The sequence below is a fragment of the Tropicimonas sediminicola genome (assembly GCF_900188335.1).
GTDB lineage: Bacteria > Pseudomonadota > Alphaproteobacteria > Rhodobacterales > Rhodobacteraceae > Tropicimonas > Tropicimonas sediminicola.
The window spans coordinates 1-15,824 of record NZ_FZOY01000012.1; the positions used below are offsets into that span (position 1 = coordinate 1).

General features: G+C 60.5%; 14 protein-coding genes and 1 pseudogene. 7 read left to right on the forward strand and 8 right to left on the reverse strand.

Going from position 1 to position 15,824, the window contains the following annotated elements:
- The 3 genes and pseudogenes from CHB86_RS24955 to CHB86_RS22025 form a co-directional block, all read left to right on the forward strand.
- Positions 1-313, forward strand: a 313-nt coding sequence (locus tag CHB86_RS24955; protein WP_217898360.1) for a hypothetical protein, incomplete at its 5' end; no start/stop codon positions are given.
- A gap of 32 nt (positions 314-345) precedes the next feature.
- Positions 346-661, forward strand: a pseudogene (locus CHB86_RS25140) (Fe3+/spermidine/putrescine ABC transporter ATP-binding protein); the annotation flags it as partial.
- 84 nt (positions 662-745) lie between these two features.
- Positions 746-988, forward strand: coding sequence for a hypothetical protein (locus CHB86_RS22025; RefSeq protein WP_089235284.1), 243 nt, complete (start codon positions 746-748; stop codon positions 986-988).
- Positions 989-1,232: 244 nt separating this feature from the next.
- On the opposite strand, the gene CHB86_RS22030 is transcribed toward CHB86_RS22025, so the two are convergent.
- Together CHB86_RS22030 and CHB86_RS22035 are read right to left on the reverse strand one after the other, a co-directional pair.
- Positions 1,233-1,703: a cupin domain-containing protein gene (locus CHB86_RS22030; protein WP_089235285.1), complete on the reverse strand. Its 471-nt coding sequence runs from the start codon at positions 1,701-1,703 to the stop codon at positions 1,233-1,235.
- A gap of 293 nt (positions 1,704-1,996) precedes the next feature.
- On the reverse strand, positions 1,997-2,764 hold the full coding sequence (locus tag CHB86_RS22035; RefSeq protein WP_089235286.1) for a class I SAM-dependent methyltransferase: 768 nt from the start codon (positions 2,762-2,764) through the stop codon (positions 1,997-1,999).
- Positions 2,765-2,888: 124 nt separating this feature from the next.
- Here CHB86_RS22035 and CHB86_RS22040 point away from each other — a divergent pair, with 124 nt between their 5' ends.
- From CHB86_RS22040 to CHB86_RS22055, 4 genes are all read left to right on the forward strand, one after another.
- The gene (locus tag CHB86_RS22040) at positions 2,889-4,019 is read left to right on the forward strand and encodes an ABC transporter substrate-binding protein (protein WP_089235287.1); all 1,131 of its coding nucleotides are present in this window, start codon (positions 2,889-2,891) and stop codon (positions 4,017-4,019) included.
- A 45-nt stretch (positions 4,020-4,064) separates the two neighbouring features.
- Entirely contained in the window at positions 4,065-5,126 is a 1,062-nt protein-coding gene (locus CHB86_RS22045; protein WP_089235288.1) for a FecCD family ABC transporter permease, read from the forward strand.
- Positions 5,120-5,884, forward strand: coding sequence for an ABC transporter ATP-binding protein (locus tag CHB86_RS22050; RefSeq protein ID WP_089235289.1), 765 nt, complete (start codon positions 5,120-5,122; stop codon positions 5,882-5,884). Before CHB86_RS22045 ends, CHB86_RS22050 begins: the two co-directional genes overlap by 7 nt.
- Positions 5,885-6,331: 447 nt before the next feature.
- The gene (locus CHB86_RS22055) at positions 6,332-9,451 is read left to right on the forward strand and encodes a sulfatase-like hydrolase/transferase (RefSeq protein ID WP_089235290.1); all 3,120 of its coding nucleotides are present in this window, start codon (positions 6,332-6,334) and stop codon (positions 9,449-9,451) included.
- Between the two features lie 197 nt (positions 9,452-9,648).
- Here the strand turns inward: CHB86_RS22055 and CHB86_RS22060 are convergent, their stop codons facing one another.
- The 6 genes from CHB86_RS22060 to CHB86_RS22090 all read right to left on the reverse strand — a co-directional run bounded on the left by CHB86_RS22060 (position 9,649) and on the right by CHB86_RS22090 (position 15,685).
- Positions 9,649-10,413, reverse strand: a complete 765-nt coding sequence (locus CHB86_RS22060) for an NHL repeat-containing protein (protein WP_089235291.1) — start codon at positions 10,411-10,413, stop codon at positions 9,649-9,651.
- A gap of 202 nt (positions 10,414-10,615) precedes the next feature.
- Complete coding sequence (locus tag CHB86_RS22065; RefSeq protein ID WP_089235292.1) at positions 10,616-10,903, reverse strand: plasmid stabilization protein; 288 nt, start codon at positions 10,901-10,903, stop codon at positions 10,616-10,618.
- Positions 10,904-11,380: 477 nt separating this feature from the next.
- Positions 11,381-12,325, reverse strand: coding sequence for a sugar-binding transcriptional regulator (locus CHB86_RS22075; protein WP_245838283.1), 945 nt, complete (start codon positions 12,323-12,325; stop codon positions 11,381-11,383).
- Positions 12,326-12,416: 91 nt separating this feature from the next.
- Positions 12,417-13,889: an FGGY family carbohydrate kinase gene (locus tag CHB86_RS22080; RefSeq protein ID WP_089235294.1), complete on the reverse strand. Its 1,473-nt coding sequence runs from the start codon at positions 13,887-13,889 to the stop codon at positions 12,417-12,419.
- Between the two features lie 9 nt (positions 13,890-13,898).
- Positions 13,899-14,858, reverse strand: coding sequence for a transketolase family protein (locus CHB86_RS22085; RefSeq protein ID WP_089235295.1), 960 nt, complete (start codon positions 14,856-14,858; stop codon positions 13,899-13,901).
- A complete protein-coding gene (locus tag CHB86_RS22090; protein WP_089235296.1) occupies positions 14,855-15,685 on the reverse strand; it encodes a transketolase in 831 nt (276 codons plus the stop codon). Before CHB86_RS22090 ends, CHB86_RS22085 begins: the two co-directional genes overlap by 4 nt.
- Positions 15,686-15,824: the final 139 nt, after the last annotated feature.

A 15,824-nucleotide genomic window follows, 5' to 3' on the forward strand; every position in this document is an offset into this window, starting at 1 on the left:
CAGCAACGACCTCCCGTACCGTATTGTGGCTGGTGGCTGCAGACTCCGGCATTTGCCCCACTCCTTCAATGTTGCGTTGCGGCTGACCTCCCACGCGCTCCGCGCACTTTCCCTCCCCGGAGCGGCGCAAGAACTCTCCCATCGGGCTCTCTATCATCTTTCGATCCATGCGGCGTTGACCCTCGTCAAGGAAAGGCATGACGTAAGGAGGAGAAATCTGTTTGCACCGAGAATGCAGACTTGCCGAGCAACCCGAATGACCGCTGCCGCTGTGCAGCCCGAAGACCCCTTGGCCGACTTCGAGGACATCTGATGAAAACGCTCAGATGACCGCGTCGAGTCCTAACGCCTTTCGGGCAATTGCTGACTCATGGCCATGCCGATGACGCGCCATTGGAGATCGTTATCCGGCCGCAGCACCTGCGGATCGATTTCGATCGCCAGGGGCGCGGTCCGAACCCGACCGAAAGCGATGGCGCCGCAGCGCGTGGCATCGTCGGGCGGTGACGGTTCGTGGGGGTGTGAGAGCCTCGTCGAGTTTCGCATGGACCATGACGGAACAATCCTGAAGGCCACCGTTCCGGCGGTCTTTCTGCCCAAGTCCGGCCCGCCACTCCGGCTTACCTTGCGCCGGGATCGCTGCTTCGTCTTTCCCGCCTGATACAAGTCGGTTGGAAATCCACGCGCCGACCTTAAGTACGTATAAGTGGCCTGCTGCAAGATGCGGCATATCAAAGGATTGGCTATGAAACAGATCGTACTGCTTTTTGCTGCGCTATTCGTCGCCACCGGTGCAAACGCCCTTTCGAGCATGGAGAAGAACGCAATCAGCTTGATGCGCAGCAATGGGGCTTCTGATGCGTGCATATCGAAGATGACACGCTCCGACGCGACATTGATCTACTCCATAGCGAACGACGGGGACATGTCGGATGGCAACAAGAACCGGCAGATCAGGGACCAGACCAGGAAGATCTGCGGCCGCTGAGTCTGGCAACTATCAAAGCACTTCGACAAAATCTTGAATCGTAAGGATTTTCCTTAGGTTTGATGTCTGCTTCTTCCTGTTTGGTAGTATCACGTCATGCCGGATCGTCACCCAAGGAACTCCGGGATCGCTTTGTGCGACTGATTGAGGGAGGGCCGGTGTTCCGCGGAGCGGACTCGGGCTGAAATCAACCCAAAGTCCGCGATCGCAGTTCGCTGCTGTCGAGGTCGTCACGGTTGGTGGGTCATGCAGGGTGGTTAGGGTCGACCCATAGGACTTCTTCGACTGCTTCGGCTGGCTCGATGTCGAGGTTGACCACCACAGGTTCTTGGTCCGACCGAACCAGAACGCACTCCAGAGGTTCGTCGGGAGAGGCATTGATCTCCTGATGGGGCACGTAGGGCGGCACGTAGATGAAATCACCCGGATCTGCTTCGGCGGTGAATTCGAGCCGCTCCCCCCAGCGCATTCGAGCCTTTCCCCGAACGACATAGATCACGCTTTCGAGGTGACCATGATGATGGGCTCCGGTCTTGGCATTGGGCTGCACGTCGACTGTTCCCGCCCAGATCTTCTGCGCCCCCACGCGCGCAAAATTGATCGCGGCGGCACGGTTCATTCCCGGAGTTTGAGGCGTGTTTCCGTCCAGGCTGTATGCCTTGATCACGCGTACGCCAGATTGCTTCCACCCATCTTTCGGAGTGGCTTCCGACATTGGGCATCCTCCCTGATTGCTGCAATCTGTTGATGCTAACACACTTGGGTTGAAGAGCGACCCCGCGAAAGGGGCACGGGAGCACCCGACAAAACAAACGGTAACCCGATCGACAGCGCAAACCGAACATCGCCCACATTGGGCCCGTGGCAGGAATGCGCGGAAGGCGGTATTTTCTGACGAGAAAGCCGATGCCGACGAGCTCGACGTCTTCGGCCAAGAGCCGACATGTGTCACATCCGCAGCGAGGGTCTGACGGCAGCTCGTTCTCGCATGGCCAGACTTCGGAACGGTCAGGCTCCGGACCGTGTCGCGACATGCTTCGAGGCCCGGATCGCATATCTATGCTCCGAAAGGCGAAGCAGCGACTTGCGCCATCCCATCTCGCGCGCCTGGGCACGGTGAATGCGCCCAAGCCTTGTATCGATGCGAATGTCGACGAACCCGGCTTCAGCCAGCAGCTCGGCAACCCGGTTGGCCCGCGTGCCCTGTGCAAAATACACCTGACCTAGAATGCGTTGGTGGCGCGCGGCGGTGCCTTGGCCGGTGCTCGAGCGTACTCCCAACAGCCGCACCAGCCAGCTTGGCGTGACGAAATCCCCGTCGATCAACAGCAGCATCCCGCCCGGCGCCAAAACCCGGCGCCACTCGACAAAGGCCGCTGCCGGATCGACCAGCGTCCAGACAAGGTGCCTTGTCACGATGACGTCCATGCTGTCGGACGGCAGCATGGTGCGCTCGGCATCGGCTTGTACAAAGGTCACATCGGGCAGCTTGTTCCGGGCGCGCGCCAGCATCGGTTCGGCCCAGTCCAGCCCAGTCACGTCGAACCCCATCTGATTGCAAAGACGCGCGATTTCCCCGGTGCCGGAGGCCAGATCCAGCAACTTGCGGCCGCGCGCCGCCCCGAGGTGTTTTTGGAACAAGGCCGTCCACGCCGCCATTTCCGCGCCGTCGGCGATCCTGTGTCCCGGATCAGCGTCAAAGCTGGCCGCGCGGTCGGACCAGTAGTCACGGATCTCGTCACGGATGTCTCGGTTTGTCGGTCTCGGGGCGGTCATGGGGCTCTCTGCGGTCGCTTCTCGCAGGTCTGATTAAGTTGACTTCTTTAGTCAACTTAAATCTTGACTAAATTAATCAGATTAATCATGCCAAGGGCAGTTTACGGAAATCGAGGATGCGAACATGACCCCGACACGGATGCTTGGCGCAACGGCGCTTGCCCTTTTGCCGACGCTGGCGCTGGCCGATCCGATCACCCTGACCGACATTGCAGGGCGTGAAATCACGCTGGAGGGCCCGGCCGACCGCGTGATCCTTGGCGAAGGGCGGCAGATCTTCTTTGCCGCGGTACTGGATGGCGAGGACCCGTTCCAACGGGTCGTCGGCTGGCGCGACGATTTTCGGCAAGCATCGCCCGAAAGCTATGCTCAGTATGTCGAGCGCTTCCCGGACCTGGTCGATATCCCGACCTTTGGCGGATTCAAGGACGGCACCTTCGACATCGAGCAGGCGGTTGCCCTGGATCCCGACGTGATGATCCTGAACCTCGAAGCCAAGGCCGCGACGGATGAGGCCGGCTACGAGGAAAAGCTGGCCAAGGTCGGTATTCCGATCGTCTATGTGGACTTCCGCGAGCAACCGTTCGAGCACACCGCGCAGTCGATGCAGATCATCGGAAAGCTGTTTGGTGAGGACGCGCGCGCCGCTGAATTCAACGCCTTCTACGAGGCACAAATCGCCCGTGTGACAGACGTGATCGAAGCGCAGGAGAACCTCGAGCGCCCCCTGGTCTTCGTCGAGCGGGCTGGCGGCTATTCCGAAGACTGCTGCATGTCCTTCGGCAATGGAAACTTCGGCACCTTCGTCGAACTGGCCGGGGGCGAGAACATGGCCAGTCCATTCATTCCCGGCACCTTCGGCACGATCAATGCCGAACAGGTGATCGCCAGCGATCCCGACCAGATCGTGGTGACGGGCGGCAACTGGGAGGCGTATGTCCCCGGCGGCGCATGGATCGGCGTCGGGCCGGGATCGGATGAGGCCAAGGCCAAGGCCAAGTTGGCCGCGTTGATGGAACGCCCGGGCTTTACCGGCGTGAAGGCCGTTGAAAACGGGCAGATCCACGCGATCTGGCACCAGTTCTACAACAACCCCTACAGCTTCGTTGCTGTACAGCGGCTGGCGACATGGTTGCACCCGGACCTCTTCCCGGACCTCGACCCCGAGGCGACGCTGCTGGAATTGCACGACCGCTTCCTGCCGGTCGACTACCAACCGGGCTACTGGGTCTCGCTGGACGCGTCCGCCAGCTGATTTGATGGGGCGGCCCATGTGCCGCCCCTAACTTCCGGAGGACCCATGGCTGCCGTTACGACCGACACCCCCACCCACGCCGTCCGCTATCGCGGGCTTGTCGCCCGGCGAATTGTGATCCTGACTGGCCTGGCGCTGCTGCTCGTCTTGTCACTGGCCGTCGATGTATCGCTTGGGCCCGCGCGTTACCCGTTGTGGGATGTGATGCGGACGATCTTCGCGCCCAGTTCTTCGGATATTCAGATGCGGGTGGTGATCTGGGAAATCCGGATGCCTATGGCGCTCTTGGCGATCACGGTCGGCGCGAGCCTGTCTTTGGCTGGTGCGCAAATGCAGACGATCCTCGCCAACCCGCTGGCCAGCCCCTTTACGTTGGGCCTGTCTGCTGCCGCCAGCTTCGGCGCGGCGCTAGCCATGGTCCTGGGCGTGGCTCTGTTTCCGGCGGCCGTCGCACTTATGGTGCCGATCAACGCCTTTGCGATGGCAATGGCGGCGTCGCTCTTGATCTTTGGCCTGTCGACGCTGCGCGGGGTGACGGTAGAGACCATCGTCCTGCTGGGCATCGCGCTGGTCTTCAGCTTCAATGCCGCTTTGGCCTTGCTGCAATACTTTGCCTCCGAACAAGCCTTATCGGCGGTGGTTTTCTGGACCATGGGCAGCCTGACCAAGGCAACCTGGGCCAAGGTCGCCGTAACCGCAGGGATCCTGTTGATCTGCACACCGCTGTTTGCTCGCCGCGCATGGGCGCTGACCGCAATCCGGCTGGGAGAGACCCGCGCCGCGGCAATGGGTGTGCCGGTGAAACGCCTGCGGCTCGAGGCGCTGTTCCTCGTCTCACTCCTGGCTGCAGTGCCGGTCAGCTTCGTCGGCACCATCGGCTTCATAGGAATCGTCGGCCCCCACGTTGCAAGACTGCTGCTGGGAGAAGATCAGAGGTTCTTCCTGCCTGGCGCGATGTTGTGCGGCGCCGTGATCCTGTCGGCGACCTCGGTCCTGTCCAAGGCCATCCTGCCTGGCGCGGTCCTGCCTATCGGCATCATCACGGCACTGGTTGGCGTTCCCTTCTTCGCCGCCCTGATCCTGACGAAAGGACGCAAATCATGGTAAGCCTCGCGCTTGAAAAGGTGAGCGCGCGCTATGGCCACCGCCAGATCCTGAGTGACGCCTCGACGCCCGAGATAGAGGGCGGCGCGCTAACCGCTCTGCTCGGCGCGAACGCCGCAGGAAAGTCGACGCTGTTCCGCCGGATTGCAGGGCAACTGCCCGGAGCAGGCGCCGTTCGCCTGTCCGACGCCAACGAAACGGACTTGCGGTATATGCCGCAGGACACCGCGATGAGCGCTGCCTTGACCGTCTACGAGTCCATCATCCTCGCCCTGAAGCAAGGTGGGGGCGGCTGGCGCCTGTCAGCTTCGGAACTGGCATCGGTAGACGATGTTCTGCACCATTTTGGCCTGGGAGATCTGGCTGACCGGCAATTGCCGGAGCTGTCCGGTGGCCAGCGGCAGGCTGTCGGCATCGCACAGACGCTCGTCACTCGCCCCAAGGTCGTTCTCATGGACGAGCCGACCTCGGCGCTGGATCTGTACCGCCAGTACGAGGTCCTCGACGCCCTGCAAAATTACGCACGCGAAACGGGCGCAGTAATGGTTCTGGCGCTGCACGACCTCAATCAGGTGATGCGTGCCTGCACGACGGTCATGGCGCTGGCCGAGGGGCGCATTCTCGCCACAGGCCTGACGCTGGAGGTCCTGACACCCGATTTGATCGCCCGGCTCTACGGCATCGACAGCCGGGTCGAGCGCTGTTCGCGCGGGTGTCCGGTCATGATCGTCGATGGCCCTGCGCGGCCGGCTGTGCGGTAATCAAACGCGCTGCGCGATCGTACCGGGAGCAGTGTCACAGCAAAGACCGGATAAGACCTGCGCACTTCTGCCGTTGTCAGCCGCGCCGTAATATCCGCCTTCCGAGAGACCCGTCGAGCCGGCTTTACCTTGGTCGAAACGGTTGACGTCAATCTACGGTGCGGATCTCGTTTCTGGATCATTGCGGCCGCTGGCGGGCTTTGCACTCTTTCGAGCCCCCGCCCCTGCCCGCCTTTCCGGTCGCACCATGGCGACCAGTATTCAAGCTGTGCCTTCGTCGTTTCGATTGCTCCCCAAAACCAATGTCGCGAAACGCTCTGATCGCCAGGCAACACGTGCCAATAATCGCGCGGATCGCATTCGGGCGACAGCAAGCAATGATCGAGATCATGGCCCTCGGAGAATGGCTCATCTAAAACTCAGGTTATTGACGCTGGGGAAGATGAGATGCCTGCCCCGAGAGATGCCAAGAACATCCTGTTGATCACGATTGACGACATGCTGGATGTCGTTCGCTACAGGGATGCATTCGGCGTTCCGATCCTGACACCGGCAATCGACGAACTGATGCGGCGCGGGGTGACTTTCGAAAATGCGTCCACTACCGTCGCTCTTTGCGTTCCATCTCGCACCGCGGTTCTGACCGGACAGAGCCCTTTCGAAACTGGTGTGCACGTCAACTGGGGTCCGCAGACCAGGGATGTTATTCCTGCGGAACAAACTTTGATCGGCCAGGCGCACGAGGCTGGTTGGCATACTGCGGCACGAGGCAAGTTGTTTCACGGCCAGAACGGTGCGGCTTACCAAGACTACCTAAACCCAATTCTGGATCTTGCTGAATACACGGGCGGATATGTCTGCATGGCTGGACCGTTGGTCGAGACACTGGGTGACTCACCGGTACCGGAATCCCAGACATTTGATTACCTTACCGGGGAATGGGCTGCTTCCCTCCTCAGAGATGCTCCATCAGAACGGCCCTTTTTTCTGTCGGCCGGGATCATGAAACCCCACCAGATTTGGGACGTGCCGAAAAAATACTATGATATGTACGATCGGGATGCGATCACGCCCCCCATCGACGTAGGTGATCCGTACGCGGATCTTCCTGAGTACTTCCAGTTTGTCATGCGGCCTGGCTCTGACCGACACGATACCTTCACGCAGGGCGACCTCGAAATCTGGCGGGACCTCATTCAGGGATATCTCGCCGCGGTCAGCTTTGCCGACGCACAGATCGGCAAGATCCTCAAAGCAATGTCAAATGGCGGACATTGGCAAAACACCACTGTCATTCTTTGGTCGGATCACGGCTATCATCTCGGAGATCGCGAACTTTGGGGCAAGATGACCCTCTTTGAAGAGGCCGCGGCCATGCCCTTCGTCGTGGTCGACCCAGACGTGGGGCTTCCGGGCACGCGAGTCTCGACACCGGTCAGCACGCTCGATATTTGGCCAACTTTGACGGGGCTCGCAGGGATTCCAGCGCCGAATGACGGCGACGGCATTGATCTCTCGCTGCAATTGGCGGATCTGGGAGTGGAGTTCGAACGCCATGGCGTGATCACCTCGTTCTACGGGAACCTGTCGCTCCGTACGGAGGACGCGCGCTATAACCTCTATCTCTCTGGTGAAGAAGAACTGTTCCCCCTAGATGATGGTCAGGTCTTCGGCAGGGACGTGTCGGAAGATCTCGAGTATCGAGAACTTCTTGGCGCGATGCGTGCAACGCTGAAGTTCGAGGCACAGGCGCTCGATGTGCGAATTGTATCCAAGGGCAACTCCGTTGACGGGTCGGCAGGCGACGAGACTTTCGTTGTGGTGGGCGATGCCATGGTTCGAGATCACGGCGGCGACGACATCTACTACATGAGCTCAGAGGGCTCCGTGATCGAGCAACCCGATGGCGGACTCGACAAGATCTTTGTCGGCACAAAAGGGGAGTTCACAGTCCCTGATCATGTCGAGCGCGCCGAAATCGAATGGTACGCAAGGGGCGGGTTGATTGGTAACGCCGAAGCAAATGAGCTCATTGGGAGCAGATCCGGCAATGTCTTGTATGGGATGACGGGCGACGACGTTCTCATTGGAAAATATGGCAACGACACTCTCATCGGCGGGGACGGGAATGACATTCTCAATGGCGGCCGCGGGACAAATCGGGTCGTCGGCGAGGATGGTGTGGATATGGCGGACTATTCCGGCGGCCCAAGCGTTTCGGTAAGTCTGCGGAACAGGGAGTTTCAACAGGTCAACGAGGATCAGGTGGATCTCCTTGTCGGCATCGAGAACATCCGCGGCACAGACGGCGCTGACACGCTCGAAGGCAATCGCCTACCGAACCTCCTCGTTGGCGGAGACCGACAGGATCAGCTTTCCGGCCTCGGATCCAATGATGAACTCAGAGGCCAGAACGGCGCGGATTTCCTTACCGGAGGAATTGGAGCGGACCGGGTGTTCGGTGGCCAGGGCAATGACACTCTCGTTGGTGGCGAGGGGGACGACACCCTCCACGGCGGTCGCGGGATCAATCGGATCTTCGGCGAAGACGGGCTGGATACCGCAGATTACTCCGGCGGCCAGGAAGTCATCGTGAGCCTGCGAATTCATGAGCTCCAAAGAGTGAACGGGATCCGGGTAGATTTCCTCGACAGTATCGAAAACATCCGCGGCACGGATGGCTCCGACTCGCTCGAGGGAAATCGTGACTCAAACCTTCTTGTTGGTGGAGCCGGACCGGATCAGCTTTCCGGCCTCGGTGCAAACGATGAACTCAGGGGCCAGGATGGCTCGGATACCCTTCTGGGCGGCAATGGTGCGGACAGGCTCTTCGGTGGTGGTGGAAGAGACGTGCTGAAAGGCGGCGATGGAAACGACACGCTCCACGGCGGTTTCGGGACCAATCGGCTGTTCGGTGAGACAGGCCTGGACATGGCGGATTATTCCGGCGGCCAGACGATAACCGTGAGCTTGCGAAACCACGATTTCCAGACCGTGAGCGAGCATCAGGTGGACCTTCTGGACGGCATCGAAAACCTCCGGGGCTCGGACGTGGGCGACACGCTCGAAGGCAATCGCAGCTCAAACCTCATTGAGGGAGGACCAGGGCGTGACCGCCTGTCCGGCCTCGGTTCAGACGATGAACTGAGAGGTCAGGATGGCGCGGATGTCATACTGGGCGGCAATGGCTGGGACAAGATTTTCGGCGGTGGTGGCAATGACCGGTTGCGGGGCGAGCGAGGAAATGACCGACTGGTGGGCGGCGAGGGAGACGACATCCTGAACGGTCATGCCGGCAATGACAGGTTGATCGGTGGCGAGCATGCCGACACCTTTGTCTTCGCGGGGGATTTCGGTCAGGACGTGGTTCTCGATTTCGAGCTGGGTCTGGACATCATCCGGCTTGACGACGCGATGTGGAGCAACGACCTGACAAGTGCGCAGGTTATCCGCAGGTTTTCCGAAGTTGCAGACGGCGACACCGTGTTCACGTTCGGCGAGAACGTCTTCACACTCGAGGGCATCGATACGCCCCTTGGTCTCGTCGATAATCTGGAGATCGTCTAGGGCGATCTTATGTTGCCTTGAGCAAACGGTTACCCCTGCCAATCGCTGCGAGCTTTCTCAAGGACCATCAACTTGCATTGTGACACGTGACCCGCCGCACGGAAGAGCGCCTCTGAGCGCTAAATATCCGGTCCGGATGGCGAGAGATCATCGAGAAAAATCAGCTGCATGCGGCGACCCGCACTCTTCCGGGCGTTTCAGAACATCATGCAATCTGCACCCGGCGGCAGCGGCTTTGCGTCGTCAGGCAGCGTTGGCGTATACTCGAAACTGACGATCCTGGCACCTGCATCGAATGCGACGAACAGCTGGTTCGAGCCGGGTCTGATCGCAATGCCTTCGGGGTCCAGACCGAATTCGTGCAACGAGGCCGTCGCCAGCAGGTTTCCATCCTTGTCGAATTCGTAAAGGCTGTTCGTGCCTTCGAGATCGTCCACGATCAACAGGTGCCCTGTGCGCGGATCGCGAGCGATCCCCTGGGCTTCGCTAAGGGGAGGGTTCAGGGTCATCGTATCGATGCGCCGCAGGATGTGCCCGTCCGGCGTGAGCCAGCTCAGGTATTCAGGATCGTCTTCCACGGTGATGAGACTGCCATCATCATCGATGGCAATTCCCTCGGTGTCGGCCCATCCAGTCTCGATCTGGAATGGGGCGCCGAGGGGAACACCATCTTTTCCGATGCGCTGGAACGCCCCCATGCCATCGGCGACGATGAGGTCATCGCCCTCGACAGAGATGGCCTTTATCCTTCGCAGCGCGGACCCAACTCGCCTCAGTTCTTCCCCATCGAGCGTAACCAGGATCGCTTCCGGACCCTCGTTGGCGATCCAGAGGCCGCAAAATGTCGGATCGTAATCGAGGCTGGCGGGTCTGTTGAGGAAGTAACTGTTCGTCATCCGAAGATCGAGCGCCTCCACGGGTGAAAAGGTCAGCGCAAGTGCAACAGCCAAGCCTCGATACATGAGCCGTCTCCTAACTGGACCACCCTGACTCTGGTGCTCGCCAACCATCTGTCAACGGCAGTTCCTTGTTGATGAGCTCCTAGAAATCCGGAGAGAGGTCAGAAAACGAGTATCAGGCCCACAACGCTTCAGACGGTTGAAAGGTTTGCCGAGGTGTACGGCCAATGACCCCGGCCATCGCGTCACGCCGAACGACCGGGAGCTATCCATTTGATCCAAAATGATCGTGGAGGATTGTGCCAATTCCGATGTCGCCATCCGGAAATCGCCGCCAATACATGGAATGACGCTCGCAGCCGAAGAAATGCCATTCCACGCCAAAGCCGGCCGGCACGGATCTCGACATGACACCGCGTGCGTCGATCTGATCGACGGCTACGAACCGGCCAGTGATGTCAGTCACGGCCTGCACCTCGCACCACCGGTCGCGGATGTAACGAACGGTCTCTTCGAGACGCAGCGAGGCCACCTCTTGAACGCGGGTCGGCATGGAGGCAGGTCCATTTCCGGGCGATCGCCTGGGCTGCGGCCAGGGGCTTGTAGCGATCTTCGGGCGCGGCAAAGGGGCGGTCCAACTCGGCCTGGCGACGATCAAACGCCACACACTCGGCGCGCGCCTTGTCGCGACGGATCAGGTTACAAGTACACTCGGTTGAGCTGCCCCAATGGATGGTCCGGCTTGGATGCCAATGCATGGTCGGTGGGACTTCACCCCGTTTCTGGTCCGGTCGTCATGCGGCCTTTCGGGTTGGTTGAAATTGGGCCGCAAAGGCGTTCGGCGTCAAGTTTCCGAGCGACGGACCGGCCACCGAACTGCAAGGGGCGCGGGTCGATCAAGCGTTGGATCTGGGCGACTATTTTCCACCGAAGCAGGATTGGCCCAAAACTGTGATACCGATCCACATCTGAGAAGTGGGTTGATTTTCGTCCACGTTCTGGAGTTTGCCGCAGGGCGAAGCGAGACCGTTCAGGCTTCGTCGGCAAATGAGCTGGTTTCAACGCCAACGCATTCCAGAAGCCGGCGGGCGGTGAACTTGTCGGTCACCAGAACGTCGATTACGCCGGTGTTGAGGGCACCTCGAATTGCGGCGACCTTGGCAGGTCCGCCGGCAAGCGCCAAAACCCGGTCGACTTTCGCCAGCTCGTCAAGCCGCATGCCGATGACCCGATCATCAAGCGGGGTCAAGACCGGCTTCCCGTCGATATCGAAGAACCGAAGGCTCATGTCCCCGACAGCGCCTGCCTCTGCCTCCTCCGAAAGCTCTTTCGAGGAAAAAACGTTGCCCGAGCGCGCCAGCATTCTCGAGGGTTCGACCGCACCGATGCCAATAACCGCAAGGGTGATCCGGCCGAATAGGTCCATTGTCTCGCGCACGTAGGGGTCGGACACCATCACAAGCTTTGCTTCGCGGGATTGCGCGACACCCGGCGCAGAGAGCGGCCGCGCCTCGGCCCCAGTGAGCTTGGCCAGGCGGGTGATGAGTTGCGTGGCTTGCGTCTGCACGCTGGGGTCGCCCATCCCTCCAAGGGTCTGGACGACATACTTGGCCTTGGTGGCTTTCAATGGGTGAACATTGTCGACCATCTTAAGAATGGTCTCAGACCAACTGGAAACCCCTATGATCTCATCAGATTGCAGGGTCGCCTCAAGAAAGTGTGCAGCGGCCTCTCCAATGCGGGCCATGATTGCTCCATCGCGCTCCTCGCTGCATTCGGCGACGATGGCTTCGGGCAGATTGAAGCGCTTGCGCAGTTGATCTTCGAGCGCCGCGTATGTCCCCTGCGGTGAGACCACAGTGGTGCGTACGATTTCCTCTTCCTTGGCCTTTTTGAGCATGCGCGAAACCGTGGCCTGCGACATGCGGAGATGCGCGGCGATGTCAGCCTGCCGCTGCCTCTCGATGTAATACATCTGGGCAACTCGCGCCATCAGCCTGAGTTCGTTGGTCCTCGACAAGAGACACTCCGTCCTGCTGGGCAAATCCAGCTGAATAAATATGCGCTCATGTAGGCATTGTCGAGCGCTTGATTGCTGTAGTCCACGTTGCGACCGCTGCGTCGCGGACTGCCGGACTCATTGCTGGCTCGAGAGGGGCGTCGTGTGGTTCGAGGCCGGCCACCGTTTCGAGATCCGGCCAGTGCCCAACGGCGAGGCCGGCAAGATAGGCAGCACCACGGGCAGAAGCATCCGTGCTTTCGCTGGTGATCACCGAATGGTTGAGAATGTCGGCGACCATCTGCATCAGCACCTTGTTGCGGCTCGGACCGCCGTCGACGAACAGGCGACCGATTTCCTGGCCGGCGTTGGCGCGGACGATCTCGAATACATCGTTGACCTGGAAGGCGATGCTCTCTGCGGCGGCGCGGGCAATGTGGGGCCGACCGGCGCCGAAGCTCAGGCCGGAGATGAGCCCCCGTGCCTCACTGTCCCAATGCGGTGAGCCAAGGCCAACGTGTGCCGGCACCAGCGACACACCAAGCGTGGTGTCGACAGTCTCTGACAGCGCCATCAACTCGTCGACCGACGAAAGCCCGAGCAACTCGGCAGTCCACGGCAGGATCGATGCGGAAACCAGGATATTGCCCTCGAAGGCATAGGTGATCTGCCCGCCGTATTTCCAGGCGATGGTGGTGGTAATGCCTTTCGGGGGCACCACGAAGGTCGGTACTGTCGTCATCACCGAGGAGCCGGTGCCAAACGTGACCTTTCCGTCGCCGGGGTGGTGGGCGCCGTGTCCAAAAAGGGCGGCGTGGCTGTCGCCGATTGCAGAGGCAACAGGGATGCCGTCTCGCAGGCCGGAAACGCCCAAAGTGGAACCAAACACGTGCGAGCTGTCATGCACCTTGGGAAGCATCTCCTGGGCGACGCCGAACAGCGCGCAGAGATCCGGGTCCCACTGGCATTCGCCGATATTGAGAAGCTGAGTGCGAGCCGCGTTGGATGCGTCGGTGGCGTGCAATGCACCACCGGTGAACTTCCAGATCAGCCAGCTGTCGATGGTGCCGACGCAAATGTCCGACGCTGCGCGCCCCTTCGCATGGTGTTCAAGAAGCCACCCAACCTTGGTCGCCGGAAACATCGGATCCAGTGGAAGGCCCGTACGAGCAATCACCTCCGGTTCCTTTCCCTCGGCCTTGAGACGCTCGCAGGCTGCGGCGGAGCGGCGGCATTGCCAGGTGACGACGGGACCGAGTGGCGTGCCGGTCGCGCGGTCCCAGATCAGGATCGACTCCCGCTGGTTGGAGATCCCGATGGCGGAAATCTCCACATCAGGTCGCTGGGCGAGGCAACCAGAAATCGCCGCCACGGTCGCGTCCCAGATTTCATCGGCGTCCTGTTCCACCCAGCCCGACTGAGGATGGCGGATTGGCACCGGACTGGAACCGGTGGCGAGGATTGAACCTTCTTCGGCGAAGAGCGCGGCCTTGGAATTGGTTGTTCCTTCGTCGATGGCAAGGATCACGCGCTGTGTCATGGTTTGGCCTCAGGATTTCGATTGGACGAGTGCGTCGGCGCTTTCGGCGATACCGTCAGGGGACATCCCGTAGTGATCGAGCAGGAAATTGGCGGAACCGGTGGGCGCGAACTCGCCGGGCACGCCGAGGATTTTCATCGGCACAGGCGCGGTCTGCACCACGACCTCGGCCACGGCCGAACCTAGCCCGCCGAAGACGGTGTGTTCTTCGCAGGTCAAGATCGCGCCGGTTTCCTTCGCGGCCTTCGTGATCGCCCCCACATCGATCGGGCGCACTGTGGTCATGTTGAGTACACGTGCCGAGATGCCATTCGCCTCCAGAAGCGCGGCCGCCGCCAGCGCCCGATGGGTCAGCACGCCGTTGGCGATGAGAGTGATATCGGTGCCGTCACGCAAGAGATCGGCTTTTCCGGGTTGGAACACGTGATCCTCGGGCAGGAGGTCGGGCACGCCAACCCGGCTCAGACGCAAGAACACGCCGCCTTCGTAGCCTGCAGCCCATCTGACGGCGGCAGCCGTTTCAATCCGGTCGGCGGGAGCGACAACGACAATGTTGGGCAGAGCCCTGATCCAGGCGAAATCCTCGATTGAATGGTGCGTCGCGCCAAGATTGCCATAGGCCAGACCGGAGGAGATGCCGACCAGTTTCACGTTCGTCCGAGAATAGGCGACGTCGGCCTTGATCTGCTCGAGCGCACGACCGGTAAGAAACGGAGCCGCGCCTGTGACGAAGGGGATCATGCCGCCGTTGGCAAGGCCTGCGCCGACGCCGACCATGTTCTGCTCTGCAATCCCGACGTTTACCAACCTCTCCGGGAATTTGTCGCGGAAAGAACCGAGCTTGGAGGAGCCCACGGAATCGTTCACCACAGCGACTATGGTCGCGTCGCTGGCGGCGAGAGCCTCGAGCGTCTCACTGAAGGCGTCGCGGCAATCGTGGAGCTTGGGTGTGTCGGTTTGGGCGTTCATTTTGCGGCCTCCTCCAGTTCGGCCATGGCTTGGGCATATTGATCGGCACTCGGCACCTTGTGGTGCCAAGCGACGTTATCCGACATGAAAGAAATGCCTTGGCCCTTGTTGGTGTGGGCTACGATTCCGCGGGGCTTCCCGGTGGTGCGGCCCTCGGGCGACATGGCGGCAACGAGTTCATCCATGTTGTGCCCGTCGACCTCGACAGCCTCCCAGCCGAAGGCTGCCAGCCGCGGCGCGATGGGAGCGAGGTTGTTGGTGTCGGCCAACCGCGCACCCTGCTGGAGGCGGTTGTGGTCGATGATGAGTGTCAGGTTGTCGAGCCCAAATTGGGCGGCGGCCATGATCGCCTCCCAATTCGACCCTTCCTGCATCTCACCGTCACCGGTGATGACAAATGTTTTCCAGTCGGCGCCGGAGATCTTCGCTGCCTTGGCCATGCCAACGGCAACCGGCAGGCCATGGCCGAGCGGGCCAGTGTTGGTCTCAACGCCCGGCACCTTGTTGCGATCCGGATGGCCGTTGAGACGCGACATAGGCTGCAGAAAGGTCGCGATCTCTTCCTTCGGAATGAAACCTCGCTCAGCCAAGGTGACATATAGCACACATGCTGTGTGACCCTTGGACAGCACCAGGCGGTCGCGGTTCGGGTCTAACGGGTTGTTGGGGTCGACGTTCAACACGCTGAAATAAAGGGCTGTCAGGATGTCGGTAACGGACATCTCGCCACCGATGTGACCAGCGCCGGCCTCAAAGACGGCCTGCAGGTCTCGGCGTCGGATCTGATTTGCCTTCACGCGAAGTTCGTCAGGAGTGAATGATGTCATGATTCACCTGTGCATAAATATTCGATAACTAGTAAACATCCATAAATGGGGCGTGTCAAGAGGACGCTGCTCAGTCGGCTCGCCACCCCACAATTCTGCGGTGCGGCGATTTGTTCAGATTTCGTTGACTTGAGCATTG

Excerpts from the sequence above, each read along its gene's own strand:
- CHB86_RS22025 (WP_089235284.1), top strand. The coding sequence starts at position 746 with ATGAAACAGATCGTACTGCTTTTTGCTGCGCTATTCGTCGCCACCGGT.
- CHB86_RS22030 (WP_089235285.1), bottom strand. The coding sequence starts at position 1,703 with ATGTCGGAAGCCACTCCGAAAGATGGGTGGAAGCAATCTGGCGTACGC.
- CHB86_RS22035 (WP_089235286.1), bottom strand. The coding sequence starts at position 2,764 with ATGACCGCCCCGAGACCGACAAACCGAGACATCCGTGACGAGATCCGT.
- CHB86_RS22040 (WP_089235287.1), top strand. The coding sequence starts at position 2,889 with ATGACCCCGACACGGATGCTTGGCGCAACGGCGCTTGCCCTTTTGCCG.
- CHB86_RS22045 (WP_089235288.1), top strand. The coding sequence starts at position 4,065 with ATGGCTGCCGTTACGACCGACACCCCCACCCACGCCGTCCGCTATCGC.
- CHB86_RS22050 (WP_089235289.1), top strand. The coding sequence starts at position 5,120 with ATGGTAAGCCTCGCGCTTGAAAAGGTGAGCGCGCGCTATGGCCACCGC.
- CHB86_RS22055 (WP_089235290.1), top strand. The coding sequence starts at position 6,332 with ATGCCTGCCCCGAGAGATGCCAAGAACATCCTGTTGATCACGATTGAC.
- CHB86_RS22060 (WP_089235291.1), bottom strand. The coding sequence starts at position 10,413 with ATGTATCGAGGCTTGGCTGTTGCACTTGCGCTGACCTTTTCACCCGTG.
- CHB86_RS22065 (WP_089235292.1), bottom strand. The coding sequence starts at position 10,903 with ATGCCGACCCGCGTTCAAGAGGTGGCCTCGCTGCGTCTCGAAGAGACC.
- CHB86_RS22075 (WP_245838283.1), bottom strand. The coding sequence starts at position 12,325 with ATGTATTACATCGAGAGGCAGCGGCAGGCTGACATCGCCGCGCATCTC.
- CHB86_RS22080 (WP_089235294.1), bottom strand. The coding sequence starts at position 13,889 with ATGACACAGCGCGTGATCCTTGCCATCGACGAAGGAACAACCAATTCC.
- CHB86_RS22085 (WP_089235295.1), bottom strand. The coding sequence starts at position 14,858 with ATGAACGCCCAAACCGACACACCCAAGCTCCACGATTGCCGCGACGCC.
- CHB86_RS22090 (WP_089235296.1), bottom strand. The coding sequence starts at position 15,685 with ATGACATCATTCACTCCTGACGAACTTCGCGTGAAGGCAAATCAGATC.